Raw genomic sequence first — 24858 nt, forward strand, 5'->3', positions numbered from 1 at the left:
GCTCCTTACGCAACGGTTTCTGGGTTCAGGTAAGCCGCTTGCCCGGTAGACAGGCTGGCTTTGATGGCGCGAGTCCCTTTGTCTGCGAGCACTTCCTGCAGGCCTGCTTCCACCCCGTCCAGCGATTGGATCACGACGTCGGATGGCTGGACTTTCGGTACGTCAAAACCATGTGTCAGGTCGGTGTCGATGAAGCCGACATGCAGCCCTTGCACGCTTGTGCCCTGGCCATGGAGTTCGATTCGCAGCGAATTGGTGAAGCTCCACGCCGCTGCTTTCGATGCCGCATAGGCGGACAGGAAGGGCGCGGCAACCCAGGTTGCATCCGACAGTACGTTGACGATCGCGCCACCGCCGTTAGCTTTGAGTATCGGTGCGAAGGCCAGGCTGACGTGCATGACGCCGTAGTAATTGGTTTCGAAGATTTCGCGGGCGGCTTCCACCAGGCCAGGATCAAGCATGGAGGGCAGCACGCGGGCAATACCGGCATTGTTGACCAGCAGCGTCACGTCGCCAGCCTGTGCCACTGCCGCGGCGACCGATGCCGGGTCGCTGACGTCGAGGCGAATGGCGATGACGCCCGGAATGTCGACGCCTTCAGGATTGCGCACCCCTGCGTAGACCTTGCTGGCACCGCGTGCCACGAGTTCTTTTGCGAAGGCAAGGCCAAGACCACGGTTGGCGCCGGTAACAAATGCTACGGAGTTTTTGATGTTCATGGTGTGTGCTCTGGCAGGGGGAGCGACTTGCGCTCATTAAGATTGCGGTTGCAATCAATGTTTTTATAGTGGTAGTCGCAATCATTAAAGTCAAGCAAAAAAACAAAACAATTTTAATGTCCGATTAAACATGGAATTGTCGTTAATTGCGGTTGCAACGATAATGTGCCAGAGTGCGCGCGAAGGAGACTCATCATGAAAATCTCGAAAGAAAAAGCACAAGCAAACCGCGCCGCACTGGTGGAGACGGCAAGCCGCCTGTTTCAACAGAAAGGGATCGACGGGGTAGGCGTTGCCGAAATCAGCAAGTCGGCTGGTTTGACACACGGCGCGCTGTACGCGCATTTCCCATCCAAGGAAGCGCTGGCAGCCGAGGCGCTGGCATGGAGCCTGGAGCAGGGAAACGCCAAGCTTTATACCGGCACGGTCGATGGCGAGCCGGATCTGGACCGTTTCCTGTCCGACTATCTGTCCGTCGACAGGCGCGACGACTACGCCGATCACTGTGCAATGGCCGCGTCCGCCAGCGAAATCGGGCGCCAGGATGTGGCGACCAGCGCAACGTTTACCGAAGGTTATATGGTGTTGGTGCGGGCGTTTGAGCGCAGGGTTGCCGCCAACAATCCCGGCGTCGACGCGCTTGATACCGCCATGGGCATCGTAGCGGCAATGGTTGGCGCGCTCTCGGTTGCGCGCGCCACGGCGAAGGCCAGGCCAGAGGTGTCGGCCCAGGTGTTGCGGGGCGTGCGTCACATGATCGACAGCGCACTGGGCAAACCGGTCGAGCCGGGTATTTAAAAAAGAGCCAATCTAAATTCCATCGGCGCAATCCGGATCATTTGCCACTGAGCAGTGGCCAATGACCCGCTTGGGTTTGGCGGTGGCAGGCGCCTATTGCCCGTCCACGAGGCGAGGCAGCTTCAACGGGTTGAAATCACGCAGTGCCTCAGGCAACAGCGCATCCGGAAAACCCTGATAAGCCACCGGACGCAAGAAGCGTTCGATCGACGTCATGCCCACCGAAGTGAAGCGGCTGTCCGAGGTGGCCGGGAACGGTCCGCCGTGAACGGTGGCGTACGTCACCTCCTGGGGATGGGCAAACGCATTGACGACGATGCGCCCGGTGCGGCGCTCCAGCACCGGCAGCAAGCGCCGAGCCAATGGCAAGTCGTTTTCTTCCAAGTGCAGGGCGGCGCTGAGCTGGCCTTCGAGCGAGCGAGCAACGGCGAGCAATTGAGCCTCATCCTCGACGGTCACCAGCAGGGCGGATGGACCGAAGACCTCCTGCGAAAGTACCGCTTCGCTCAGGAAACGCTGGCCGTCGACCTCCAGCAGCGCCGACTGGCCGTCAAAGTCTGCGCTGGCCGCCGAGCCTTCGGCGACGCGGCGCGCACCGGCGTTCTCCATCGCAGCCAGACCCTTCAGGTAGGACGCATGAATCCCCGGCGTCAGCATCGTGCGCGCCGAGGCCTCGGCTACGCGTTTCACCATGGCGTCGCGCAGCGCTTCAAGACCGGCGCCTTTGATCGCGATCAGCAGGGCGGGCCTGAGGCAGGCTTGCCCGACATTGACCAGCATGCGCTCGATAAAGCCGTCACCTATCTGCACGCCACGTTCGGCCAATGCGGCGGGCAGGATGAACGTGGGGTTGATGCTGGTCATCTCGGTGAACACCGGAATGGGATCGGGCCGTAGCTGCGCGCGGCGGTACAGCGCCATGCCTCCCTGTTCCGAACCGGTAAACGTCACGGCCTTGACCAGCGGATGATCGACCAGCGCTTCACCGATTGTGTTGCCGATGCCGCGCACCATCGAGAAAACACCCTCGTGCAGGCCATGGTCCTGCACCGCCTTTTGGATAGCCCGCGCCTGGATTTCCGAAGCGCCCGGATGGGCGTTGTGCGCCTTCAGAATGACGGTCGCGCCAGCGGCCAGTGCCGATGCGGTGTCGCCACCGGCCACCGAATAGGCGATCGGAAAGTTGCTCGCCCCGAAAATCGCCACCGGGCCGATGGCCATTTTTTGCAACCGATGGTCCATGCGTGGGCGAGGCTGACGATCAGGCTGCGCCGGATCGATGGCCAGTTGCAGGAAGCGGCCTTTGCGCACGACCTCCGCGAATTGGCGAAACTGTGTGGCGGCCCTTGTGGCCTCGCCTTCCAGTTGCGCTTGCGGCAAGCCCGTTTCAAGCGCGGCCCGTGCTGCTAACGCTTCGCGGACTGCTTCGAGATTGTCGGCAATGCTGTCGAGAAACGCCGCGCGCACAGCGAGCGAGGTATGGCTGTAACTGTCGAACGCCTCGTCAGCGAGGGTGGCCGCCTGGTGGACTTGCGCCGCGCCCCCCAACGCAAAATCCGGTTCGATCAACGTGTTGGTGGCAGGGTTGAGCGCTTTCATCGTCCCTTCGGTTGCCGGGACATCGTGGGCGCCGATTATCAGGTTTCCTGTCAGTTTCATCGGCGGTTATTCCTGCTGTGCCAGGGTGGCGACGAGTTCGTCCGTCGTCACAATGGCGTGGGCGAAGGTGGGGCCGTTCAGCTCGTGGGCGGCGTGCATCATTTCCGGGCGGAAGGCGGCAGTCGCATCGCGCACCAGGGTGACGTGGTAACCCAGTTCCGACGCATAGCGGGCAGTCGCTTCGATGCAGGTGTTGGCCAACAGGCCGACGATGATCACGTGGGTGATGCCTTTCTGCTTGAGGCGAAAATCGAGGTCGGTATTGGCAAAACCGCTGGAGCCCCAATGTTCCTGAACGACGATGTCACCGTCCTTTGGCGCGAAATCCGGATGCCATTCGCCGCCCCATTCCCCGCGAGCGAAGTGGTGCATGTGCATGATCTTGCACTGGGTCGGCGTCGGATGGTCCCAGCCTTCGTAGTCGCCGTGTTCCCAGCGATGGTGCGGTACGATGACCACCGGAATGTTGTGGGCACGCACCGCGCGGTCGAGGGTGCGCAGGTTGTCGAGCAGGCCGACTTGCTCGGCGATCGGTTTGATCAAGGGGAAGACCTTGCCGTTTTCCGACAGGAAATCGTTGTAGGGATCGACCAGCAGGTAGGCGGTCCTGTTGAGCGGATAAAGGGCGTTCGACATGACGATGTTCTCCACGAAAAGTTGAGTGACCGGTGCCGGGGACTTGCCTGGGCATCTTGTTGATATGATAATCATAGTAACTGTGAAAGAGGCAAGTCCGTATGTCGATAAATACCACTGTTCCCGACACCCTGTGCCCGATTTCCCGGGCCGAGGCGATCGTGGGCGACCGCTGGACCGTGCTGGTTCTGCGTGAGCTGATCATGGGGAGTCATCGGTACGACGAGATCCAGGCGCAGACCGGCGGCACCCCGCAAATGGTCGCCGCCCGCTTGAAGAATCTGGAGGCTGACGGCCTGGTCGAACGCCGTCTCTACAACGAACGCCCGCCACGCTACGAATACCACCTGACCGAAAAAGGGCAGGCCTTTTACTCGGTGGTGCTGGCGCTGCGCGCCTGGGGGGAAACCTGGTGCAAGTCGCCGGAGGAAGGCCTGGCGGTGGTGTATACCCACAAAACCTGTGGCGAGCCCGCAGGATTAGGACCGCTTTGCGAACATTGCGGTGAGGTGTTGCGTCGGGATGAGCTGATCAGTGAGCAGAGCGAAGCCTACGCCGCAGAACGGCATACGCGGCGTGAGGCTTTCAAGGGGAGTCGAAGCCAAGCGTAAGGATGGTGTAACCACCCTCCCTGCGCTTGCGAACGGGGAGGGCGTTGATGAAATGATCAGCGGTGTTAGAACTCCGGCGTGTATTTCACACTGAACATCACGTTGCGCGGATCACCGTAGTTGTTGTTGCCATTGATCTGGTTGTAGGCCGCCGTGAAGTAGGTCTTGTCAAACAGGTTGTTGGCGTTCATCGCCAGCTCGATTTCCGGCGTGAGCTGGTAGCCGACACGGGCGTTCCACACGGTGTAACCCGGTACGTTGACGGAGTGGTCGTAACCTATCGTGTGGGTTTGAGCAACGAAGCCCAGGCCAGTGCTGACACGGTTCCAGTCGCCGCTGAACTGGTAGTTGCCCCAGACGCGCAGCATGTGTTTCGGCGTCCACCAGCTGAAGACCTTGCCTTCGTTTTCCGGGTCCTTGATGTACTTGGTGGTGTTGTAGGTATAACCGGCAAACAGTTGCAGACCGTCCAGCACTTCGCCGCTGATTTCGGCGTCGAGACCCTGGCTGCGTACTTTGCCGGAGGCCTTCGAGCAGTACCAACCGTCGCAGATTTGCCCGCCGTCCGTATCGAGAGTGGCACGGTTTTCCTGGTCGTAACGGAACAAAGCCAGGGACGTATTGACCCGACCGTCCATCAACTCGCCCTTGAGACCCACTTCGTAGTTAGTCCCGATAATCGGTTTGACGACCGAGCCACCTGTATCGCGTTCGGTTTGCGGTGTGAACACGTCGGTGTAGCTGGCATAGACCGCCCATTCGCGGCTCAGGTCATAGACGATGCCGGCGAAGGGTGTGACTTCGCCGTTTTCGTTGCTGGTGCTTTCAGGATCGGCGGTGATGCTGGTCGCGTCCTGGCGCCACGATTTGTAGCTGTAGTCGTACCAGCTGACCCGCGAGCCGAGCACCAGGGTCAACGGATCGATCGGCTTGACCCGCCAGCTGCCGTACAGGCCTTTTTGGCGGATGTCATATTTGCTCGGTGTCCCACGACCTCCGGGGCTATTGAGCAAACCGTCGTAACTGATTTCCGGACGATCGTGATCAATGTTGAATATATTGTCAGTGCTGTTATTGAAGGTCCGGGCGAATTTGTCATCCGAGGTGTACTTGGAGTAGTTGCCGCCAACCATGATTTCCTGCTGCATGGACAAGGCTTCGAATTTGCCGTTGAGGTTCATGTCCAGAGCGACTTTGGTGGAGTCCAGGTCAGTCACAAAGTCAGCGTATTGCACGCCGCTGCCATCGGCATTGATGCCGGTGCCGCTGGATTGCACCCTCTGGTTCTTTGCCTTGTTGGTTTCAGTCATGCGCACAGCGCCGACCTTGAAGGCCCAATCGTCGTTGAAACGGTGTTCCAGGTCGGTGTAGAGCGTGGTGACATCGATATCCGAATGGTTCCACTTCGCCCCGGTGTACGTCTTGCGCGGCAGGTCGACGGGTTTGCCGTCGGCGTAGCGCGGGAAGCCGCGGACATTGGAGCGCGACTCGCCGTCGGACTGGCTGACTGCCAGGCCCAGGGTGGTGGCTTCGCTCAGATCGAAGTCCAGCGCGCCGTACAGCGAGGTGGTCTTGTACCATTCGGAATCGACGAACGAGTGGCTGTCGTCCTGGTCGGCCACCAGGCGTCCGCGCACGGTACCTGCCTGGTTCAGCGGCCCGCCGGCGTCCAGTTGCAGACCGTAGTGATCCCAGGAGCCGGCCTTGCCGGTGAGGGTGACGGTCGGTGCGTTCTGGCCGCGTTTGCGCACCAGGTTGACGGCGCCACCAGGGCTGCCGGTGCCTTGCAGCAAACCGGACGCGCCACGCAGCACTTCCATGCGATCAAAGAAAATCAGGTCCTGCGTGGCCCAGTTGCCCAGCGCGTAGGTGTTGCGCGGGATCGGCACGCCGTCGTATTGCCAGTCATCGATCTGGAAACCGCGGGAACTGAGGATCAAGCCTCTGCCGACGCCTTGAGCACCGACCAGGCCGGTGGTCTTGTTGGCCGCGTCCTTGAGATCGACGATATCCTGATCGTCCATTTGCTTGCGGGTCATCACCGTGACCGACTGCGGAATTTCCTTGAGGGTGTGGGTCCCCTTGCCAATGGTCACCGCCCGCGCGGCATAGGAGCCTGAGCCTTCGGTGGTGGCGTCGGTGCTGCGTTCGACGATGTTGGTAACGCCCAGTTGCATCGCTGCGCTGTTGTCCGCGGCTGGCTCGACGCTGAAGTTTCCTTGGCCGGTCACTCGCAGTTGTAGGCCGCTGCCCGCCAACGCCTTCTGCATCGCCTGTTCCGCGGGCATCTGGCCGACCACCGCCGGCGCCTGTTTGCCCCGCACCAGCGAAGGCTCCAATGAAACGATATGGCCGCTCTGGCTGGCGATGGCATTCAACGTGCTGGCGAGTGGGCCGGCCGGCAAATTGAACGTCAGGTCTTGCGCCTGCGACAGGGTAGGGCTCGCCAGGGTTGCCAGGGCGACGGCGACGGAAAGGGCATGGGGCCACGGGTTGAACACAGCGTTCTCCTGAAAATGTGGAAGTGTCAGGAGATAGGTGGGACGAGAAATGAAAACCGGACACGAATGAGAGCGATTTGCAAAAAAAACCTTCCGGCGGGGCTATTTCGCACGAATCAGCGTCAACCATGGGCTGTAGCGCTCCACGCGAATCGGCAGGGTTTCCGCCAGTGCCGTGAACACCCGATCCGGATCGTTCAACGGGAATACGCCCTGGACGCGCAAGCCGCGAACGTCGGGCGCCACGCGGACAAAGCCCCGGCTGTAAGGGCGTAGCGCGTCGACGACGTGTTCCAGTGGATCATCCAGCACATTCAATCTTCCGCTGAGCCAGTCGGCGCGATAACGCTGATCGCCGGCGAACGGTGCAATTTTCCCTTCATGCAGCAAGGCCGATTGACCTTCTTGAAGGGCAAGCGTCGTGCCATTGAACAGACGGGCTTCGACCGAATGCTGCAGCACCACGACGCGAGTCGCGTCGTGTTCCTGAGCCACCAGGAATCGGGTGCCCAGTGCACGTATTTCCCCCTGGGCGGTGCGCACGCGCAGCGGACGCTGGGGGTCGGCTGCGACCTGAATCACCAGTTCGCCGTGGCGCAGAATCACCAGCCTTTGCTTGTCATCGAAGCGCAGATCCACCGCGCTGTTGGCATTCAGGCTCAGGCGGCTGCCGTCGGCCAGCGTGAAGTCCTGACGCTGGCCGCGACCGGTGTGCAGATCCGCCAACAGCGAGTCACCCAACGGGCTGCGAATACCCAGCCACGCACCGCCACCCAGCAGGCCGAGGCCCGCGATCACGCGGAGCGCATCGCGGCGTGAACCGTGAGGCTGCAGCAGCAGTTGCCGCGCTTCGTCGGCCTGACCGGGCAGGCGTCGATCCAGGGCACGAATCGTGTTGAAGGACGCTCCGAGACGCTCCTGCAATGTGGCCCAGGCCCGGGCGTGTGCGGGATCCATCGCCAGCCATGCGTTGAACCGTTCTTGCAATGCGGCATCGGGCTTGCCGGCACGAAGGCTCACCATCCAGTCAATGGCCTGCTCGCTGACCGGATCGAGGCGCGGCGTGCTCATGGCGCCGACTCGCTCAGATAGCACTGACACAATGCCTGTTTCATGTAGCGGCTGACCGTACGCTCCGACAGCCCCAGTTTTTGCGCAATCGCCACGTAGCTCAGACCGTCCAGCTGGCTGTAGAGGAACGTGGCCTTGACGACCATTGGCAAGCCGTCGAGCGCTCGGTCGATGGCAACCAGGGCTTCGATCAGTTGCAACTGTTCTTCAGGGGAGGGCGCGAACGCTTCGGGCAGCGTGGACAGGCGTTCGAGGTAGGCCAGTTCCAGCTTGCGCCGGCGATGACGGTCAAAGATCAGTCGTCGGGCAATGGTCGAGAGGTAAGCGCGAGGTTGTTCGATGCTGTCCGGGTCTACCCGGGCCGTCAGCATCTGGCAAAACGTATCGGCGGCGGTGTCCTCGGCGTCCGCGTGATTGCGCAGGCGCCGCTGGATATGCTGCAGCAGCCAGCGATGATGGTCGCTGAAAAAGAAGCCCAGCTTGCTGGTTGGAGGAGATTGCACCGGTTGGCTTTCCAGATGTTAGTGTGAATCGTTCTCAATACTACCTGTGGCAAGATCGACACTGCAATCTCTGCGTTCGCCGATTGAAACGGGAGGAGGTTGTCTCAATGCCCGCCAGCGCCTCTTGATGTATCGTCTGCCCTCAAGGATTTGAGATCGTGCACGGAGCCCACATGACATTGACCGCCAAAACACTGATCGAAATCGCGATGACCAACCCGGCCAACGCCAAGATTGTCCGGCGCTTGCCTGCACTCGGGCTGAGCCAGTGCATGCTGACGGCGGGCTGCCTGTTTCAGGCGGTGTGGAATCATCAGGCCGGCCGGCCTGCCGCGTGGGGCATCAAGGATTACGACGTGTTCTACTTTGATGAAGACGAATCCTGGGACGCCGAAAACGACGTCATCCTGGCGGCGCGAGCGCTCTTTCACGACCTCGACGCGACGATCGAAATCAAGAACCAGGCACGGGTTCATCGTTGGTACAAACAGCGATTTGGCCAGGAGTATCCGCAGCTGCATTCGACAAAGGATGGCATCGATCGGTACCTGATTGCAGGGACGTGCATCGGCCTTGATGTGGTGAGCGGCGAGGTGTATGCGCCTAACGGTTTGAGCGTTTTCTAGACACCCCCCTCTTTGGTGTCAAAGACCTTAGTCTTTGACATGCTCTTGCACCTGCCTTTAAAGCAGTTAAAGCCCGCTTTTGCTTGGAATTGCTCTTGCCTTGGTGTTCCTGATTCACCTCTATCTATGGCATACCCCGGGAGCCTTTTTTTTGGCCCGGCACTGGAGTACTGGTCGATTGATTGGCAGAGGGCTAGCTGTAGGGCAGGAGGGCATGCCTGCCTCAAACGTGCTAAAGGATCGTGTTGCAAGCTGGTGCCGCCGAGCGAATATACCCGCTACCCGCTACCCGCTACCCGCTACCCGCTACCCGCTACCCGCTACTCACTGTCACCGGCATTGGCGCCAGTCTCATCCGCATACCAAAACCGACCCACAGTCGACTTCGGCATCCCCAGCATTTTCACCACCTCAACCTGCTTATACCCTTCGTTTTTCAACTTCAGAACAGCCTCCCGCTTTCTCTCTGAATCTTCCATTTGGGGCGACTTCAGCTTCTTTGGTTTATCGGGGAGCAGTTCGTCTAGAAGCGCCAATTCCTCAAGTTCTTGGAGGGCGGTCTGCAGGATTTCGCGTGCTGATTTGTGTTCGTACGACGCTTGAACAAGGGCAAGGAAGGTCACGGGATTGAGACTCAACGCTGCGGCTAGATCTTGATGAACCTCCAACGAGGCGGATGTTTTGACGGCTTCGAGTTGGCTGATGTGCGAATGCGCCACTCGTACTGCGATGTCCTGCTGTAACAATCCACGACGCGTTCGAACGAATTGCAGCATTGCCGCGTACGCCATCCGTAATGACATGTGATCAGTCCTCCGTAAACCGAACGGTATGACTGTTTGCTACTTCCCACTCAAATCTATATATTGAAACAGTTGGGACTTTCTGGGAGTGCCACATTAGAAATGGACGCTTTTCTCCCGTTGAACCTAGGTTTGATGCGACTTGGACATGCAGCCCGGACATTCAACTCGGAGACTGCTTGGGCTTTCATCTGAGGGGATGGACTGACAGGTCTCACGTAGAGGGAGAGAAGCCACTTGAGGGGACGGGCTCCACCTAAAGGTACGGGTTTCAAAAGAAGGAATGCGCTCCATTTAAGGGGATGGCTTTCGCTCGAACAATTTATTTGTATTGCCACACCAGTGAGGATGCACAGTGACCGAATCATCAACTAACAGCGAGCTCCTCAGAGACCCTGGCACCCCTCGTCAAGGATCGACTGACGACGACGAGATTCTCATCGAACTGGTTAAGGCTCTCTTCCCTCGAAAGCCTTACTGCCTTGTAGAAGATTGGACAATCTTCAAGGTTGACGTCACTGACGACGAGCTACAAAAAATCGACGCAGCAGGAAAGTTACCGCTGGTTTTGTTTGCTCACAATGTGCGCTTCGACAGCCAGCGCCGTTTTGATGTTGGCGACTGGGTACGTTCCACGATGGCGATTTCGTTTCAGGACGGCTTCCTTTTTGAAACCTGGAACACCGTTTATGTATTGGTAGGGCCCGGCCATGAAAAATCTGCAAGGCTCGAAACTATCTTTTCTTTTTTTTAGATGACGCATTGCCCAGGCAATGATTTCCAACTGAGACAAGAATGTTCAGAACCAAAATCGAAGACATTGAAGGTAAACCGGGAATGTTCGGGGAGGGGCTCGCGCACTGGCACGGCATTTCGCGTGCCTTGAACATCCACTGGTATCACGTATGCGTAAAAAAGCGGCTCGACGGTCGATTCATAAACATGATTGATATGCTGAATGACGAGACACGTCTGCTCGAGGCTCTCAACTTGCAGAACGAAGACTTTGTCATTACAGAAATCCAAGCGTTGACACCCTCTTGGATGAATGGCGGTAAAAGTTGGCAAATGGAAATAATCAAGGCGATTTCCATCGGCCATGACCGTAATGGCTGCGTGATATGCGTGCTTGAGGTTGAGAGCGGCAAGATCTACACAAACACTCACGATCGCTCCTTCAAGCCGGAGTCGTTAACTAACGTCAGAAAAATTTACTGACGTTTTTACTCCATCGCTGGGCGATTACTGCGGAGAAAATTAATGAGCGACATCCACGAAGTCGATCTTCACTCAAAGCGTCTTACGGATTTTCAGCTACGTCGGATCGTTCGTGCAAGTGAATACGTCTATGACGCGCCCATCACTGCATGCTTGAGCGATGTCTTCGTATCAAATGGCGTGGCTGTTGGTGTGGTTTTTGGCCATACCAAGGTGGATCGTTTTGGGCGTTTCGCGGATGGACATTTGATGCGCACATCCAGCATTCGCTATGCAAAAAAGGAGGGGAAGTTCTGGGTGTTGACGACCATGAATTCGCGATATTTGGTCGCTTCCTTCATGAAAGGGGTAGGGCGGCCAAGTTTCAGAGCTTTCATGCAACCCTCTACGAATGGGTCTCCTGTGTCACCAACTGTTCAGTGAGCACAGGGCACGCCAATGCAGCATGGGAATCTGGATTTGATATGGCTCGGGAAGACGACGATACCGTGTATTGCAATGTTCAAATGTCCCTGGCTAGTGGCAAAGAGCTGCTTCAGCTAGTAACAGCCCTACGGGAGTCGGGATCTTATCCGAACCTCGGTACTGTTTTCGCTCGTATGCAATTTGAGCTGACGATGACCATCGATATTGTTGAGCATCCGCCGATATGGGGTGCTGGTGAACCTACGATGCACTGATTAGCCCAGGCAATTGTTCACTGGTTGAAGAGGACACGGTAAAGCTAGGCGCTAGCGCGAAGAGGCGATTGCAGGTTGCAGGTTGCAGACCTGTTATCGAAAGTCGTCCTTGATGAGTGTGCGTCAACGAGGCGCGCAAGCTTGTCTGCTGCCCCGGCACTAGCGGCGAGCGCTAATACAGAAAGTGGGGGATTGGAATCATATGACGGATGACCTATTGCTCATTTTACGGGGGCGCTATCCAGAGCTATTTACCAATACTCATCTTCGGGAAATTGCATGCTTGCCCGGATGGTTAAATCTGATTGATGAACTGTGCCGCACTTTGCAAATTCACCTGGATTCTCATCCTGATGTTCCTCAGGCGAAGGTGCTCCAAGTGAAGGAAAAGTTTGGTGGGTTGCGCTTCTATTTTTCTGGCGGTGATACGGCGTGCCGTGGGGTGGTTGCCGCTGCAGAAGAACGGTCACTCTCGACTTGCGAAGTTTGTGGGCAGGCCGGGATTTTAGGAGAGGGGCGTTGGCTGAGCGTACGATGCATTGAGCACATCCATTGGTCACCTTCTAACGACTGCAAATGAAGTGATCGGATGCAAGCCATCGACCCGATGAAACAGCAGACCGCTAATGCACCAGTTTAAAAATTCGCAAAGCACTGCTCAGGGCGGGTAATCCAATGAAGCTTCAAATTTATTCAGATCTACACACCGAATTCGCTCGATTCGATCCTGCCCCAAGCGAAGCTGATGTAGTCATCCTCGCCGGTGACATCGATCTGAAATCGCGCGGAGTGAAGTGGGCGAACGAAGTATTTCAGTGCCCTGTGATCTACGTGTGCGGAAATCACGAGTACTACGGTGGGCACCTTCATCACACGCTGCGCAAAATGAAGGAAGCGGCAGCGCCGAATATTCACGTGCTCGAAAATGAAGTCCTGATCCTGGATCAAACTCGGTTTTTGGTCACTACAGCGTGGACAGATTACTCGTCGACTGGAGATGTCGTTGCGGCGAAACGCATCGCCTGGGAGTGGATGAACGATTTCACTGTGATCAGAACAGATGCGAGTTACCGGCGGCTTCGCCCTGATGATCTGATTGCTAAATCCAAGGCAGCCTATGCCTGGCTTTCTGAACAACTGGATAAGCCATTCGACGGCAAAACCGTAGTGGTTACGCACCACGCGCCAACCTTGGAGCACGTCGGTGATGAGCTGCCCGAACACTTGGTCGCAGCCTATGCGAATGATTGGCCGGAGCTATTGGGTAAGGCCGATCTTTGGGTCTACGGACATACCCATGTCGCAGCGGATTTCTTAAAGGGTGGGTGCCGCGTTGTTTCTAATCCACGGGGATACCCGAATCAAAGTACTGGCTTCGATCCTAATTTCTTGATTGAGATTTGAAGAGAAGCCGTGCAGAGATAGTTCTCAGCGGACGGAATTTTCTCAGCATCCTGACTCAAAAGCCCAGCATATAGCCCCTATTGGCATTTGACAGTGCAAAGCTGATCGAGCCGGGTTACGTAGCTGGATCTAAGCATCTCGCGCTTCATTCCCCAGCCTGGGGTCATAGCGTCCAAGTGAGTACCTCTAAAATTAGCTGGAGACCGACTTCTCAACTGGAAAAAACAGGAATAGAGTCGCAAGACCTACAAAATAAATAGCTGTCTCTACATGAAATACTGGCTTGCTCTGATTCTTGGCCTTCCCACTGCCAATGCAACTGAACGAATGCGTGCCTGGCGTGCCCTGAAAGCATCAGGTGCAGCGGTGTTGCGAGATGGTGCCTATCTGTTGCCTGATACCGGCGCCTGTCGTGAAGCGTTAGGTTCCGTCGAGCGCGACATCCTGGCGATCAACGGAACTGCTTACGTCCTTCCCGTGGTCGATCCCAGCGGTGAGCGCTTTATCGAGCTGTTCGACCGTAGCGATGACTACAGCAAACTGCGCACCGAGATCGAGGAATGCCGGGGTCAACTCACGGCTGAGAATGCACTGCCCACCACCAAGCAGATTCGCAAGCTGCGTAAAGCCTACGATCAGCTGACCGGCATCGATTACTTTCCAGGCAGGCCGAAACAGCAGATCGACTCGGCTTTGCAGGAGCTAGAGACGGCGGTCAGCAGGGCCCTATCTCCAGATGAGCCACACAGCCGCAATCAACCAATCACACCACTCAAACTTGGCGATTATCAGAGTCGTGTTTGGGCAACGCGCAAGCGTCCCTGGGTCGACCGGCTGGCATGTGCATGGCTGATTCGCCGCTTCATTGACCCGCTGGCTCAGATTCTTTGGCTGAACACACCACAAGATTGTCCGGTGGATGCACTGGGCTTTGACTTCGATGAGGCAACCTTCAGTCATTTGGGCAACCGGGTCACCTTTGAAACTTTACAAGCCAGCTTTGAACTTCAAGAGCCCGGCCTTAACCGTATCGCGGCCCTGGTGCATTACCTCGATGTTGGAGGAATTCAGCCGGTGGAGGCTGCCGGCGTCGAGCGCGTACTGGCAGGACTGCGCGAAACCATTACCAACGACGACCATTTGCTGGCTGCTGCGAGTGCCATTTTCGACGGTCTGCTCGCCGGGTTTGTGAAAGAGGAACAACCCAATGAGTAAGGTATTGGCACCCATGGTTGAAGAAGAGCTGTCGAGGCCGGAAGCGATCAGTCTGCGTGAGGCGTTCTGGTTCTGGTTGAAGCTCGGCTTCATCAGCTTCGGCGGGCCTGCGGGTCAGATCTCGATCATGCACCAGGAATTGGTGGAGCGGCGGCGCTGGATATCCGAGCGCAGATTCCTGCATGCCCTCAATTACTGCATGTTGCTCCCTGGGCCAGAGGCTCAGCAGTTGGCAACTTATATCGGCTGGCTGATGCATCGAACCTGGGGCGGGGTGATTGCTGGCGTGCTGTTTGTGCTGCCCTCTTTGTTCATCCTGATCGCTTTGTCGTGGATGTACATCGCCTTCGGCGAAGTTCCTGTGGTGGCTGGGCTCTTTTATGGCATCAAGCCTGCCGTGACCGCAATCGTAGTGCAGGCGGCCCATCGAATCGGCTCTCGGGCATTGAAGAACAATTGGCTATGGGCGATAGCGGCAGCTTCATTCACCGCAATCTTCGCATTCAATGTTCCGTTCCCGTTGATCGTTCTGGGTGCCGCATTGATCGGTTATGTCGGTGGACGCCTGGCACCCGAGAAATTCAGACCCGGGGGCCATAGCGCCGCCAAAAAATCCTTCGGCCCGGCCTTGATCGATGACGACACTCCGTCCCCGGAGCATGCCCGGTTCAGCTGGTTGAAGTTGGCATGGCTCGCACTGATTGGCGCCGCGCTATGGGCATTGCCGATGGGGATTTTGACCGTCCTCTTTGGCTGGGAAGGCACCTTCACCCAGATGGGCTGGTTCTTTACCAAGGCCGCCTTGCTGACCTTTGGCGGGGCCTACGCCGTGCTCCCCTATGTCTACCAAGGCGCGGTTGGTCACTATGGTTGGCTAACCCCTACACAGATGATCGACGGGTTGGCTCTTGGGGAAACCACACCTGGGCCGTTGATCATGGTGGTGGCCTTCGTCGGCTTTGTCGGAGCTTATGTTTCGCAGGTGTTCGGTGCAGATCAAATGTTTTTGGCTGGGGCTGTGGCCGCCTCCCTGGTGACCTGGTTCACCTTCCTGCCCTCGTTCCTGTTCATCCTCGCGGGTGGCCCGCTGGTGGAGTCGACTCACAACGAACTCAAGTTCACGGCACCGCTTACCGCCATCACCGCCGCCGTAGTTGGGGTAATCCTCAATCTGGCGTGTTTCTTCGGCTATCACGTGCTTTGGCCGAAAGGCTTCAGCGGCAACCTGGACTGGCCCTCTGCACTGATCGCCATGGCGGCGGCAGTTGCCTTGTTTCGCTTCAAACCGGGCGTTATTCAGGTGCTGATGGCCTGCGGACTCGTCGGCTTGGTAGTGCATCTGTTGCGGTAAAAGCATGAGTTAGATAACAGTCTTTGGCGGACACCGGGCCCGCCAGATCACCCAGCCTATAGAGCTAGATAGCTGTAGAAGCTTGCTGAAGGGCTCCGATGCGATACTGATCAACTATGGTGCCCTAAGCGAAATCACTCAGCGAACGGCCGTTGGCTCTTCGCACCGACACGGCCCTCATGCGTTTTTACACACTCTGGGCCAAAAGCAGCCATCGAGTGTCGACGAAACTAGGGACGATTCAATCATATCCAGTCCAGTCCAGTCGCCGTCTTGAACGTTGGGCTCACACGTTCCGTACGCTGAAGTTCCGGATGGGCGCCGCACATTTCCCTGCAAGAACGCTCGACTGGGGGAGTAACGAGATGAGCCCGCGTATGCTTGCTTAAACCTTGAAACGTCCGACCTGCTGCTGCAGTTCATTGCCCAGCCGTGCCAGCTCCATCGTGGAGGCTGCTGTTTCTTCGGATGCCGCCGCAGACTGCTCCGCAACATCGCGCACATTCAATACGCTACGGTTAATCTCCTCGGCCACTGCACTCTGCTCTTCCGCCGCGGTGGCGATTTGCATGTTCATGGCTTGGATAAGGGACACAGTTTGAGTGATAGCTGCCAGCTCGGTCTGCACTTCATGGGCACGGTTCACTGTTTCATCAACCAGCGTGCTACTGGCACTCATCATGTTCGCGGCGTTCTGTGCACCCGCCTGCAAGTTACTGATCAGTTCTTCAATCTGACGGGTAGATTGCTGGGTGCGCTGCGCTAAACCACGGACTTCATCAGCAACCACCGCAAAGCCGCGCCCAGCTTCACCGGCGCGAGCAGCCTCGATGGCAGCGTTGAGCGCGAGCAGATTCGTCTGCTCGGCGATGCCATTGATGACGGTCAGCACAGTGCTGATACCTACACTCTCTTTGTTAAGGTGGGCAACTGCGTCGGCGGAGCGGCTGACTTCTTCGGAGAGTTTATCAATCTGGATCAGTGCCCGCTGAATGGCGGCGTTCCCTTGGACTGCCTGTTTGTCTGCGCTCTGCGCTGCAACCGAGGCCTCTTGAGCGTTCTGTGCGACCTCATGGACGGTTGCCGCCATCTCATTCATTGCAGTGGCGACTTGATCTGTCTCCAGCCGCTGGTTAGTCACCCCGGCGCTGGTCTGCTTGGTAACTGCTGAAAGTTGCTCCGCCGCCGAGGCGAGCTGGATGGTGATACCGTTGACATGCGACAGCAGCTCACGCAAGTTACGACGGGTCTTGTCCATGGCGCGAAGCAGTAACCCGAACTCGTCATTGCGCGGCTCAAAATGGTGCTCGGTCATGTCGCCGCCGCCTATGCGCTCGGCGATTTGCAAGGCCTCCTGCAACGGGCGGGTAACCTGACGGACGATCAGCCAAGCAATTAAGGCGGCCAAGGCAAAGCCGAGCACCGTCAAGGCGATCATTCTCAGCTTGCTGGTAGACGCTTCGCTGATGCTTTTCAGGTTTTGATTTTCAACAATAGCTTCGGTATTTTCATAAAAACTGGCGAATTGTTGCGCCATTTGTCCCTGAACTTCCTTTTCGCCGGCGACCAGTTGCGGAAATTCCTGCACCAGAGTGATATAGCGTTCGACGTTGCTCTGAAAAGTTTCAAGTTGTGCAGCTTGGGCCCCGGGTAGCTGCCCCACCAGCGGCTTCACTGCCGCACGCACTTGGACGAACTGCGCCGTCAGAATATCCAATGACTTTTGCGACTCGTCCATCAAGTAGCCACGTATTGAATAGCGCATGAGGCGGTTCTGCTTGCCCAGTTCGGCCGCGTACAGCGCAAGCCCAGCTTCAGTCTTATCTAACGGAATTTTCGGTGCCGTCGGCGTACCTGCCAGACTACGTTCCATGGTAGTAACAGCCTCATCAGCCGTATTACCGGCCGCCACCCAACTGGCGCGCTTGGCTATCTTGGCTTCGCGCAACGCCACCTTCTGCTTAAAACCGCGCTGATACTCTTGCGCCGCTAAGGCGATGCTTTCGAGCCGGCTTACGTCTTCTTGCTGGATAAAGTTTGCCTTGCGCTTTTCAACCGTGGCCAAAATTTTGCGCACCGCGCTATCAATCTTGCCAATCTGATCTGAATCACCGGTAGCCTCATACACCATCTGTGCGTAGCGAATATCATTCGCCTGATTGAGAAGTTCCGCCACCGTTTTGACTTTCCCACCGCGATCAGTGTGCGAGTCCAAGCTAAGGACTCCACTGCCAGCGACGATCACAAGCAACAGCACAACGGTTGTAAATCCTAGAGCCAGCTTCAACTTGACGCTGAGGTTTTTCATATACAATTTCCTGTTGGTTAATAGCTTGCAGCGTCTACGCAGTCGTCGACCAGTTATCGGCTGTTCTCAGGGCAGCAACCGGCCAGAAGCAGTTCGTTTCCAGCGTCACCTAGCGACCTATTGTGTTGAAAAAGTAGGTTTCTGAGAGAGCTGCTTTTTGGCGGTTCCAAAATAGCTCGACTTCGGCGTTGCTTCGTAAAAACCTAGACAGCTCCAGCTCCGTCTTCTGCGCGAATCGGATTTCATCACGGCCTTTATTCTCCCTTTAGGCGCTCACGGCGAAACAGCGGCCGTGGCTAGATTGCCGAGCGCCCGTACAGCACACTCAGCCCGGCCAGCCCCTTGAGCGCATCTTCCAGCGAATTGTCGGCACGCACGGCAAAAGCGTCGAAACCACATTGACGCATGTGCGCTAACTGGTCGCGCAGCGCATCACCCACTGCGCGCAGCTCACCGCGCCAGCCCAGACGAGTACGTAACAGATAAGGGGTCGCAACGCGCAGCATGTAGGCATGCTTTTGCAAGTACAGGCCGCTCTGCAGGCGCAGAGGTAGAAACTCTTCCTCGCTCAGTTGACCAGCGATACGCCGCTCCACCTGATCGCGGAACTGGGCAGCACGCTCGCGCACCAGCGCGCGATCGTACTCGTCGTAGCGATATGTGCAAGGCGTCCTCATCGTCGCGGTGCGACGACTATGCACGCCGGGTAGGCCAAAAAAAAGTGGCAGGAAAGACTAAAAAAAGCAGATCAGATGCCCGGAAAAGCTCACGCCACGCAACAACACTAATTTTCCAGAAACCTGAATTGCCCAGGATCTATAGACACATCTGGCAGTACACGCTCGAGGTACTTAAAGGGTCGATCAGATCAGTGATGATTCTGTGCCTGATAGAAAGCCCCCGCGTTTAGGCTGCCTTTAACGATGCCTCGGGAATCCCATGCGCTCGGCACAGTACGGCTGCACGGTTACCGAGAGGCGCAAGTCAAAAGCTTTCAAAGCCGCTTCTAATTATTCAATTTTTGATGTGTGTAAAAAGTCCACTAGACGATCACCCTGTGCCTGGTGCACCCCGAGCAACCGGCACAAGTCGGCCTTGCGCATATCTCGCTCCATCATGGCGTTCCATAGCGCGATTTTCGCCACGGTTACCGCTGGCAAGCGGACTACGTGCTCACCAGCCTCCGGCGCAGATGCTACTGGTATGACTCATCGTTGATCGACGTAAATGGATAGAGTTGTCTCGATCGCGTCCAGGGATTCGCTAATTGCGCTCTCCCGATCATTGCCATAGCTATTCAGCTCTGGAAGGTCGCGGCAGAAAATGGCAAGTCCTGGAGCACTGTCTTCCTCGAAGCGAATTGCATAGTCGTACATGGTCACTCCTCGGAGGTCATCGCGGTAATTTCACTCGCGCGCTGCGTCGGTAGGCGTTCTTTAGGTAGGCATACGGATCATGGGGTAGATCACTCCGGTGCCATGAGCACCGCGAGAGTCATTTTGATGAAATCTTCGTTCTTGCTGATCGTTTCCAGCGCACCACGCACATTGCCTCCAACCTCACCCGATCCACGCTGCTCGACCCATAGGGTGAGCTCCATGATGGCGGCCTCGAGGGCGAGTTGGTTTTGATTGATCTTGAATAGCAGGGAAGGGAGCAGGTCTGAATTTGGCATCGCGAATCCTCCATGAAAGAGTTCAGCGTAGCAAAAGGTATGGGAAGCCGGACGCGGCTCCGACACCGTCGAGTCTTGGCTGACCAAGTGAATTCGGTTTGAGTACAAATAAAGGCCTTGCGAGGGCCCTTTGTGCTAAATGCTTAGGTATCTCATCTTACGGACGAAGACAAAGCGGTACCCAGCAGATGATCCAGATCCTGGGAAAGTAGAAGATTTGCGGTGTAAATCTAAAGCAACGAAAACCTCCCTTCAGACCCAACCTGATGTCTAACTGTTCGATTGGAATTGGGTCGTATCTGCCGTATTTTTTTACGCTTTCTTTACGATAGGTGTTTTTGCCCGCAACGATACTGGCCGCGATTTTTTAGATCGTCCATGCGCCTCGCTTTTTAGATGGCCTTGAAAAAATGTATTGCCCAAGGATGGCGTGCAGTAACTCCCCGATAATTGAGAGAAGCGCCCCTTGAGTGAAACAGCGACCGTTGCACACGAAGACTCTCCATCCAAAACGTCAGGAGTGGGCTTGCTCGTCGCTGCTGTCGGAGTGGTATACGGGGACATTGGCACCAGCCCCCTCTATACGCTGAAAGAAGTATTTTCCGGCCACTATGGAGTCCAGGTGAACCACGACGGTGTGCTAGGCATTCTGTCGTTGATTTTTTGGTCGCTGATCTGGGTCGTCTCGATCAAGTACGTGCTGTTCATCCTGCGTGCCAATAACCAGGGTGAGGGCGGCATCATGGCGTTGACCGCGTTAGCCCGCCGAGCAGCCGCACCTTATCCGCACATGAGCAAAGTACTGGTTCTGCTCGGCCTGTTTGGAGCGGCACTTTTTTACGGGGACAGCATGATCACCCCTGCGATTTCGGTGCTCTCGGCGGTTGAAGGCCTGCAGTTGGCGTTTGACGGAATAGAGCACTGGGTTGTGCCACTGTCAGTGGTCGTGTTGGTGGCGCTGTTCTTGATACAAAAACACGGCACAGCACGCATCGGCATCCTGTTTGGCCCGGTCATGGTGCTGTGGTTTGTGGTACTGGGCGCGCTCGGAATCTACGGTATTTTGCAGCGCCCCGAAGTGTTGGAAGCGCTTAACCCTGCTTGGGCTGTGCAATTCTTTGTGGTACATCCGGGAATGGGTGTGGCGATTCTGGGCGCCGTCGTGTTGGCATTGACCGGTGCTGAAGCGCTGTATGCCGACATGGGCCACTTTGGTCGCAAACCGATTTCCCGTGCCTGGTTCATTCTGGTGTTGCCGGGGCTGGTGCTCAATTATTTTGGCCAAGGCGCCCTGATCCTGGAGAACCCGGAGGCGGTGCGCAATCCGTTCTATCTGCTCGCGCCAAGCTGGGCACTGCTGCCAATGGTTGCGCTTTCCACACTGGCGACCATCATCGCTTCTCAAGCAGTAATCTCTGGTGCTTTCTCCCTGACGCGCCAGGCCATCCAGCTAGGTTACGTCCCTCGGATGTTTATCCAGCACACCTCCAGCCAAGAGCAGGGTCAGATTTACATCGGCACGGTTAACTGGGCGTTGATGGTCGGTGTTGTGCTGCTGGTGATCGGCTTCGAGTCGTCGAGTGCCTTGGCCGCTGCCTATGGGGTCGCTGTGACGGGCACCATGTTGATCACGACCATTCTGTCTTCGGCGGTCGTCCTGCTTCTTTGGAAAACGCCGCGCTGGCTGGCCATCCCGATGCTGCTCGGATTTTTGCTGGTAGACGGTCTGTATTTTGCCGCCAATGCTCCGAAGATTTTTCAGGGCGGTGCGTTCCCGGTGATCGCCGGTGTTGGCCTGTTTATTTTGATGACCACCTGGAAAAGGGGGCGAAAGATCATCGTCGAGCGGCTGGACGAGACTGCTCTTCCTCTACCGTTGTTTATCAGCAGTATCCGTTCACTGCCGCCGCATAGGGTGCAGGGTACTGCGGTTTTTCTGACGGCTAGGGCCGATGCTGTTCCTCATGCACTACTGCACAATCTGCTACACAACCAGGTGCTGCACGAGCAAGTGGTATTGCTCACTGTAGTGTCCGAAGACAGTCCTAGGGTGACTGTTGACCGACGGTTTGAGGTTGAAGCTTATGGCGAAGGTTTCTTCCGGGTCAGCCTCCACTTCGGTTTCATGGAGGAGCCCGACGTTCCCAAAGCCTTAAGTCTTTGTCATTTGAATGAGCTGGATTTCAGCGCGATGCGCACGACTTATTTCCTCAGCCGGGAGACGGTGATCCCAACCAAGCGTATTGGGATGGCGCGCTGGCGAGAGGGCCTGTTCGCGTTTCTGCTGAAGAATGCCAATAGCAACCTCAAGTATTTCAAATTGCCGTTGAATAGGGTGATTGAGTTAGGTACACAGGTGGAGATGTGAAAACGACCAAGACCGCATACGCGGCCGATTTTATTTGCTCGTGCAAAACTCTTCGTTCAGCGCTTCAAGACGTTGAAATCAGGCGATTCAGGCGATTCAGGTGATTCAGGCGTTGATAGCAAGCCACAAACTCAGATTCGTTGGACGCGAGTTATCTAATGGCTCCGGAGGAGGAGCCTCGAAAACTGATATCACTTTCGTTCTTCCATCTCATGTCGGCTATCAAGATTTTGTGGTTTCGGCGCTCAACGCTCGGTACCAGTTTGCGTAGGGACTGTCGGTCACCTGATGCCTATTGAAATCAGGACTCCCATCGTCCCACCAAACCGGCCCGCGCTCCCCGAGCGCCACCTTCGCTGTTTGGACGCTCGCCCTGGCCAACTTTAGCTGCCCAGGATCGCCGGAGGCTTTCGCTGCCTTTACCTCACGTCGCGCTTCCATGAGTTCGTCGACAAGACGCTGTCGCACATCTTCATTTAACGATGGGTTGGTGCAACGCCACAGCTGTCCTTTGACCACAAAGTAGCGACCGTCAGGAGTCGTCGGATACATGTCTGAAACTCCTCTGAGTACCGTGGTTTAGCTCGGACTGAACCGCTAGCGGCGTCACCAGAATGGGTTTCAGCTGGGGTAGGCTATACAAGGCCGACAAACGACAGGATGACTAGGACGATTACCACTGCCCCAACGATGTAGATGATATTGTTCATGAAAACTACCTCTTTATCTGAACGGGATTTCGACACCAAGGTGTCTAATACAAACGACACCACCGCTGACAATTCCGTTCCACAAATCAGAGTCAGATGCGGGGCCATCACACCAATGTTCTATTGCGATATTACGAACCTTCGCTCGTCGCCAAATGTCTATTAATGGACGTTTGCTCAAGTGCGAATCCTGCAACGGAGACGACTTAATGAGTAAAGTAAACGCACCTCGCTTCATGCAAATGGGAGTTTTTGGTGTAACGTTAGAATAACAATCACGCAGAGATTTCCCATGTCCAAGCTCGCAGAGTTCCGTCAGCTCGAAAAACACCTAGCTGAACAGCTTCAAGCACTCGAAGCCCTCAAGGGTGACGCGGGCTTGAAGGCTGAAATCGAATTTGAAACAACGCTCCGTGCCTTATTGGCGAAGTACGGCTTCAGCTTAAAAGACATCGTCAACCTACTTGATCCAAAGGCAGGTCGTCGCGCACCCGCTGCTGAGTCGAAGAGCAGCACTCGCAAGCCTCGCCAGGTGAAGGTCTACAAAAATCCTGAGTCCGGCGAAGTCGTGGAAACCAAAGGCGGCAACCACCGAACGCTGAAGGAATGGAAAGCAAAATATGGCTCGGACAAAGTCGAGTCCTGGCTGACCAAGTGAGTGTGGTTTGAGTACAAGAAAAGGCCCATCAGGGCCTTTTTTGTTATCGATTTTTAATCAGTCTGAGGGTGGCGGCTTTCCGTTTACCACTTTAGATCCTTTAAAGCGCCGCCTCCGGATTACGCCCTAACACTCGGCTGTATTCGGCCTTCGCAGTCTGTTCGGTAAACTCCCCCCAACTACTTCGCACCACCACCGTCGCCACGCTGTCTCCGATGGTGTTGCAGGTGGCAATGGCCATGGACATAAAACGGTATACGCCAGGGCGAGGCCTTCCATTGGTAGTACACCTATTGCTGTCACCGTGGCGGCGAACACGACGAGGCTGTCGCCGGACACCGCTGCTGCGCCTTTGGACGTCACCAGCATGACGGCGCTGGTGCGTGCGGTGCTGAAACCGGCAAAAACCCTCATACCCTCAATTAAAGCTAAAAGACTTCCTCCGAACCTATGCAGGATTTCTAGCCGTGTATAGGAATCGCGGCCAATCGTCCGATTTAGCATTCAAACTTGAAGCAACCCGTGGCCTCCGCGCATCTCTGCGCTATGGTAAGTTTTCCAACATATAAGACTAAAGTCGTAGGAGGGCATGACATGCGTATTCGCGGGGATGTGTTTTGGCAATGGGCTGATCCAGCGCTTCACCATCGAACGCACGACGAAACGTTAGACGACGGAACCTTCATTGATGTCCAAGTGAGGCTGTCGCCCACGGGAAACACGCAGATGTTCATTGGAGTGTATGCAGCGAGCGGCATGGCTTTGCATGAAGAGGCGCTTGATTCCAGGCCAGGTGAATCAATGACTCGTGCTTTAGCATGGGGCGTGGGGTGTGCAAGGCGACTCGCGATTGGTCTCAAACCTACTGAAAGGCATGTTGCCTAGACCTATATCTGCAGCTTGGTCGGAGGTGTGGTCGCCATACAATGTATGTGATCAACCTGCTCGATCCACAAAATGGCCGTCGTGCTCCAGCTGTTGAGTCCAAAGCCGCAACCTTAAGCCTCGCCAGGTGACGGTTTACAAAAATCCGCACACCGGCGAAGTCGTCGAAACCAAAGGCGGCAAACACAAGACCTTGAAAGAATGGAAAGCAGAGCACGGCTCCGCGACAGTTGAGTCCTGGCTGACCAAGTGAGTTTGATTTGAGTACAAAAGGGCCCTTCGAGGGCCTTTTTTGTTAAACACGATGTACTATCGTAATGGCTTTTTACCGTGATCGGTATGTTCTGGGACATGCTGGCAGCGTAAAGCATCTTTCTGAAATTTAATCGGTTGATTCAGTCATTACCGGTGATTGGATCTCCGTTCATCAACATGCATCTCACGGTGCTCATGACGCCA

General features: G+C 56.3%; 24 protein-coding genes and 4 pseudogenes. 14 read left to right on the top strand and 14 right to left on the bottom strand.

Translation table 11 applies throughout. The annotated features are described in order from the left end of the window. Window positions 1-5: 5 nt before the first annotated feature. Complete coding sequence (locus KJF94_RS08335; RefSeq protein WP_214382537.1) at window positions 6-719, bottom strand: SDR family oxidoreductase; 714 nt, start codon at window positions 717-719, stop codon at window positions 6-8. 195 nt (window positions 720-914) lie between these two features. Between KJF94_RS08335 and KJF94_RS08340 the strand changes: the two genes are divergently transcribed. Continuing rightward, window positions 915-1517: a TetR/AcrR family transcriptional regulator gene (locus tag KJF94_RS08340; protein ID WP_214382539.1), complete on the top strand. Its 603-nt coding sequence runs from the start codon at window positions 915-917 to the stop codon at window positions 1515-1517. A 93-nt stretch (window positions 1518-1610) separates the two neighbouring features. Here KJF94_RS08340 and KJF94_RS08345 read toward each other — a convergent pair whose 3' ends face one another. Next, a complete protein-coding gene (locus KJF94_RS08345; protein WP_214382541.1) occupies window positions 1611-3176 on the bottom strand; it encodes an aldehyde dehydrogenase (NADP(+)) in 1566 nt (521 codons plus the stop codon). 6 nt (window positions 3177-3182) lie between these two features. Then, the gene (locus KJF94_RS08350) at window positions 3183-3812 is read right to left on the bottom strand and encodes a cysteine hydrolase family protein (RefSeq protein WP_214382543.1); all 630 of its coding nucleotides are present in this window, start codon (window positions 3810-3812) and stop codon (window positions 3183-3185) included. Window positions 3813-3913: 101 nt separating this feature from the next. Here KJF94_RS08350 and KJF94_RS08355 point away from each other — a divergent pair, with 101 nt between their 5' ends. Beyond that, the gene (locus tag KJF94_RS08355) at window positions 3914-4423 is read left to right on the top strand and encodes a winged helix-turn-helix transcriptional regulator (RefSeq protein WP_214382545.1); all 510 of its coding nucleotides are present in this window, start codon (window positions 3914-3916) and stop codon (window positions 4421-4423) included. 65 nt (window positions 4424-4488) lie between these two features. Here KJF94_RS08355 and KJF94_RS08360 read toward each other — a convergent pair whose 3' ends face one another. The 3 genes from KJF94_RS08360 to KJF94_RS08370 all read right to left on the bottom strand — a co-directional run bounded on the left by KJF94_RS08360 (window position 4489) and on the right by KJF94_RS08370 (window position 8498). Then, the gene (locus tag KJF94_RS08360; RefSeq protein ID WP_214382547.1) at window positions 4489-6924 is read right to left on the bottom strand and encodes a TonB-dependent siderophore receptor; all 2436 of its coding nucleotides are present in this window, start codon (window positions 6922-6924) and stop codon (window positions 4489-4491) included. A gap of 102 nt (window positions 6925-7026) precedes the next feature. Continuing rightward, window positions 7027-7995 carry a FecR domain-containing protein gene (locus KJF94_RS08365; RefSeq protein ID WP_214382549.1) on the bottom strand — a complete coding sequence of 323 codons (969 nt, stop codon included), beginning with the start codon at window positions 7993-7995 and terminating at the stop codon, window positions 7027-7029. Further along, window positions 7992-8498 (bottom strand): sigma-70 family RNA polymerase sigma factor, encoded by a 507-nt coding sequence (locus tag KJF94_RS08370; RefSeq protein ID WP_214382551.1) that lies wholly within the window; start codon window positions 8496-8498, stop codon window positions 7992-7994. The genes KJF94_RS08365 and KJF94_RS08370 overlap by 4 nt, the downstream gene beginning before the upstream one ends. A gap of 173 nt (window positions 8499-8671) precedes the next feature. On the opposite strand from KJF94_RS08370, the pseudogene KJF94_RS08375 reads away from it, so the two are divergent. Beyond that, a pseudogene (locus tag KJF94_RS08375) lies at window positions 8672-9115 on the top strand (nucleotidyltransferase family protein); the annotation flags it as partial. 329 nt (window positions 9116-9444) lie between these two features. Here the strand turns inward: KJF94_RS08375 and KJF94_RS08380 are convergent. Further along, the gene (locus tag KJF94_RS08380; RefSeq protein WP_214382553.1) at window positions 9445-9927 is read right to left on the bottom strand and encodes a helix-turn-helix domain-containing protein; all 483 of its coding nucleotides are present in this window, start codon (window positions 9925-9927) and stop codon (window positions 9445-9447) included. A 355-nt stretch (window positions 9928-10282) separates the two neighbouring features. Here KJF94_RS08380 and KJF94_RS08385 point away from each other — a divergent pair, with 355 nt between their 5' ends. The 7 genes from KJF94_RS08385 (at window position 10283) to chrA (ending at window position 15795) form a co-directional block, all read left to right on the top strand. Further along, a complete protein-coding gene (locus tag KJF94_RS08385) occupies window positions 10283-10681 on the top strand; it encodes a DUF6957 family protein (protein ID WP_214382554.1) in 399 nt (132 codons plus the stop codon). A 41-nt stretch (window positions 10682-10722) separates the two neighbouring features. Then, entirely contained in the window at window positions 10723-11145 is a 423-nt protein-coding gene (locus tag KJF94_RS08390) for a hypothetical protein (protein WP_214382556.1), read from the top strand. A gap of 42 nt (window positions 11146-11187) precedes the next feature. Then, window positions 11188-11568, top strand: coding sequence for a hypothetical protein (locus KJF94_RS08395; RefSeq protein ID WP_214382558.1), 381 nt, complete (start codon window positions 11188-11190; stop codon window positions 11566-11568). A gap of 459 nt (window positions 11569-12027) precedes the next feature. Beyond that, window positions 12028-12405: a hypothetical protein gene (locus KJF94_RS08400; RefSeq protein ID WP_214382559.1), complete on the top strand. Its 378-nt coding sequence runs from the start codon at window positions 12028-12030 to the stop codon at window positions 12403-12405. Between the two features lie 95 nt (window positions 12406-12500). After that, the gene (locus KJF94_RS08405) at window positions 12501-13229 is read left to right on the top strand and encodes a metallophosphoesterase family protein (RefSeq protein WP_214382560.1); all 729 of its coding nucleotides are present in this window, start codon (window positions 12501-12503) and stop codon (window positions 13227-13229) included. A gap of 270 nt (window positions 13230-13499) precedes the next feature. Continuing rightward, entirely contained in the window at window positions 13500-14444 is a 945-nt protein-coding gene (locus KJF94_RS08410; RefSeq protein ID WP_214382561.1) for a chromate resistance protein ChrB domain-containing protein, read from the top strand. Beyond that, a complete protein-coding gene (gene chrA, locus KJF94_RS08415; RefSeq protein ID WP_214382562.1) occupies window positions 14437-15795 on the top strand; it encodes a chromate efflux transporter in 1359 nt (452 codons plus the stop codon). Before KJF94_RS08410 ends, chrA begins: the two co-directional genes overlap by 8 nt. 385 nt (window positions 15796-16180) lie before the next feature. On the opposite strand, the gene KJF94_RS30470 is transcribed toward chrA, so the two are convergent. The 5 genes and pseudogenes from KJF94_RS30470 to KJF94_RS08440 all read right to left on the bottom strand — a co-directional run bounded on the left by KJF94_RS30470 (window position 16181) and on the right by KJF94_RS08440 (window position 19778). Beyond that, a complete protein-coding gene (locus KJF94_RS30470) occupies window positions 16181-17053 on the bottom strand; it encodes a methyl-accepting chemotaxis protein (protein WP_431768153.1) in 873 nt (290 codons plus the stop codon). Continuing rightward, a pseudogene (locus tag KJF94_RS30475) lies at window positions 17036-18103 on the bottom strand (methyl-accepting chemotaxis protein); the annotation flags it as partial. The pseudogene KJF94_RS30475 and the gene KJF94_RS30470, both read right to left, overlap by 18 nt. Before the next feature lie 296 nt (window positions 18104-18399). Next, on the bottom strand, window positions 18400-18780 hold the full coding sequence (locus tag KJF94_RS30480) for a DUF934 domain-containing protein (RefSeq protein WP_375379859.1): 381 nt from the start codon (window positions 18778-18780) through the stop codon (window positions 18400-18402). Between the two features lie 531 nt (window positions 18781-19311). Further along, window positions 19312-19479, bottom strand: coding sequence for a hypothetical protein (locus KJF94_RS30075; RefSeq protein WP_250548237.1), 168 nt, complete (start codon window positions 19477-19479; stop codon window positions 19312-19314). Window positions 19480-19568: 89 nt separating this feature from the next. Further along, on the bottom strand, window positions 19569-19778 hold the full coding sequence (locus tag KJF94_RS08440) for a hypothetical protein (RefSeq protein WP_214382564.1): 210 nt from the start codon (window positions 19776-19778) through the stop codon (window positions 19569-19571). Window positions 19779-20244: 466 nt separating this feature from the next. On the opposite strand from KJF94_RS08440, the gene KJF94_RS08445 reads away from it, so the two are divergent. Further along, on the top strand, window positions 20245-22146 hold the full coding sequence (locus KJF94_RS08445) for a potassium transporter Kup (RefSeq protein ID WP_214382566.1): 1902 nt from the start codon (window positions 20245-20247) through the stop codon (window positions 22144-22146). Window positions 22147-22368: 222 nt separating this feature from the next. On the opposite strand, the gene KJF94_RS08450 is transcribed toward KJF94_RS08445, so the two are convergent. Further along, window positions 22369-22698 carry a hypothetical protein gene (locus KJF94_RS08450; protein ID WP_214382568.1) on the bottom strand — a complete coding sequence of 110 codons (330 nt, stop codon included), beginning with the start codon at window positions 22696-22698 and terminating at the stop codon, window positions 22369-22371. A 450-nt stretch (window positions 22699-23148) separates the two neighbouring features. On the opposite strand from KJF94_RS08450, the gene KJF94_RS08455 reads away from it, so the two are divergent. Further along, window positions 23149-23514 carry a histone-like nucleoid-structuring protein, MvaT/MvaU family gene (locus tag KJF94_RS08455; protein WP_214382570.1) on the top strand — a complete coding sequence of 122 codons (366 nt, stop codon included), beginning with the start codon at window positions 23149-23151 and terminating at the stop codon, window positions 23512-23514. 100 nt (window positions 23515-23614) lie between these two features. Here the strand turns inward: KJF94_RS08455 and KJF94_RS08460 are convergent. Next, a pseudogene (locus KJF94_RS08460) lies at window positions 23615-23889 on the bottom strand (cation:dicarboxylate symporter family transporter); the annotation flags it as partial. Window positions 23890-24108: 219 nt separating this feature from the next. Between KJF94_RS08460 and KJF94_RS30080 the strand changes: the two are divergent. Next, window positions 24109-24399, top strand: a complete 291-nt coding sequence (locus tag KJF94_RS30080; RefSeq protein ID WP_250548238.1) for a hypothetical protein — start codon at window positions 24109-24111, stop codon at window positions 24397-24399. 47 nt (window positions 24400-24446) lie between these two features. Then, window positions 24447-24652 (top strand): annotated as a pseudogene (locus KJF94_RS08465) (histone-like nucleoid-structuring protein, MvaT/MvaU family); the annotation flags it as partial. Window positions 24653-24858 lie beyond the last annotated feature (206 nt).

The sequence above is a fragment of the Pseudomonas hormoni genome, assembly GCF_018502625.1.
GTDB classification, from domain to species: Bacteria; Pseudomonadota; Gammaproteobacteria; order Pseudomonadales; family Pseudomonadaceae; genus Aquipseudomonas; species Aquipseudomonas hormoni.

Bases quoted from the DNA above. Each gene is read 5' to 3' on its own strand.
- KJF94_RS08405 (WP_214382560.1), top strand. From the start codon at position 12,501: ATGAAGCTTCAAATTTATTCAGATCTACACACCGAATTCGCTCGATTC.
- KJF94_RS30080 (WP_250548238.1), top strand. From the start codon at position 24,109: ATGCGTATTCGCGGGGATGTGTTTTGGCAATGGGCTGATCCAGCGCTT.
- KJF94_RS08340 (WP_214382539.1), top strand. From the start codon at position 915: ATGAAAATCTCGAAAGAAAAAGCACAAGCAAACCGCGCCGCACTGGTG.
- KJF94_RS08400 (WP_214382559.1), top strand. From the start codon at position 12,028: ATGACGGATGACCTATTGCTCATTTTACGGGGGCGCTATCCAGAGCTA.
- KJF94_RS08345 (WP_214382541.1), bottom strand. From the start codon at position 3,176: ATGAAACTGACAGGAAACCTGATAATCGGCGCCCACGATGTCCCGGCA.
- chrA (WP_214382562.1), top strand. From the start codon at position 14,437: ATGAGTAAGGTATTGGCACCCATGGTTGAAGAAGAGCTGTCGAGGCCG.
- KJF94_RS30075 (WP_250548237.1), bottom strand. From the start codon at position 19,479: ATGTACGACTATGCAATTCGCTTCGAGGAAGACAGTGCTCCAGGACTT.
- KJF94_RS08380 (WP_214382553.1), bottom strand. From the start codon at position 9,927: ATGTCATTACGGATGGCGTACGCGGCAATGCTGCAATTCGTTCGAACG.
- KJF94_RS08350 (WP_214382543.1), bottom strand. From the start codon at position 3,812: ATGTCGAACGCCCTTTATCCGCTCAACAGGACCGCCTACCTGCTGGTC.
- KJF94_RS08395 (WP_214382558.1), top strand. From the start codon at position 11,188: ATGAGCGACATCCACGAAGTCGATCTTCACTCAAAGCGTCTTACGGAT.
- KJF94_RS08450 (WP_214382568.1), bottom strand. From the start codon at position 22,698: ATGTATCCGACGACTCCTGACGGTCGCTACTTTGTGGTCAAAGGACAG.
- KJF94_RS08410 (WP_214382561.1), top strand. From the start codon at position 13,500: ATGAAATACTGGCTTGCTCTGATTCTTGGCCTTCCCACTGCCAATGCA.
- KJF94_RS08335 (WP_214382537.1), bottom strand. From the start codon at position 719: ATGAACATCAAAAACTCCGTAGCATTTGTTACCGGCGCCAACCGTGGT.
- KJF94_RS30480 (WP_375379859.1), bottom strand. From the start codon at position 18,780: ATGAGGACGCCTTGCACATATCGCTACGACGAGTACGATCGCGCGCTG.
- KJF94_RS30470 (WP_431768153.1), bottom strand. From the start codon at position 17,053: ATGGACAAGACCCGTCGTAACTTGCGTGAGCTGCTGTCGCATGTCAAC.
- KJF94_RS08440 (WP_214382564.1), bottom strand. From the start codon at position 19,778: ATGCCAAATTCAGACCTGCTCCCTTCCCTGCTATTCAAGATCAATCAA.
- KJF94_RS08355 (WP_214382545.1), top strand. From the start codon at position 3,914: ATGTCGATAAATACCACTGTTCCCGACACCCTGTGCCCGATTTCCCGG.
- KJF94_RS08365 (WP_214382549.1), bottom strand. From the start codon at position 7,995: ATGAGCACGCCGCGCCTCGATCCGGTCAGCGAGCAGGCCATTGACTGG.
- KJF94_RS08455 (WP_214382570.1), top strand. From the start codon at position 23,149: ATGTCCAAGCTCGCAGAGTTCCGTCAGCTCGAAAAACACCTAGCTGAA.
- KJF94_RS08390 (WP_214382556.1), top strand. From the start codon at position 10,723: ATGTTCAGAACCAAAATCGAAGACATTGAAGGTAAACCGGGAATGTTC.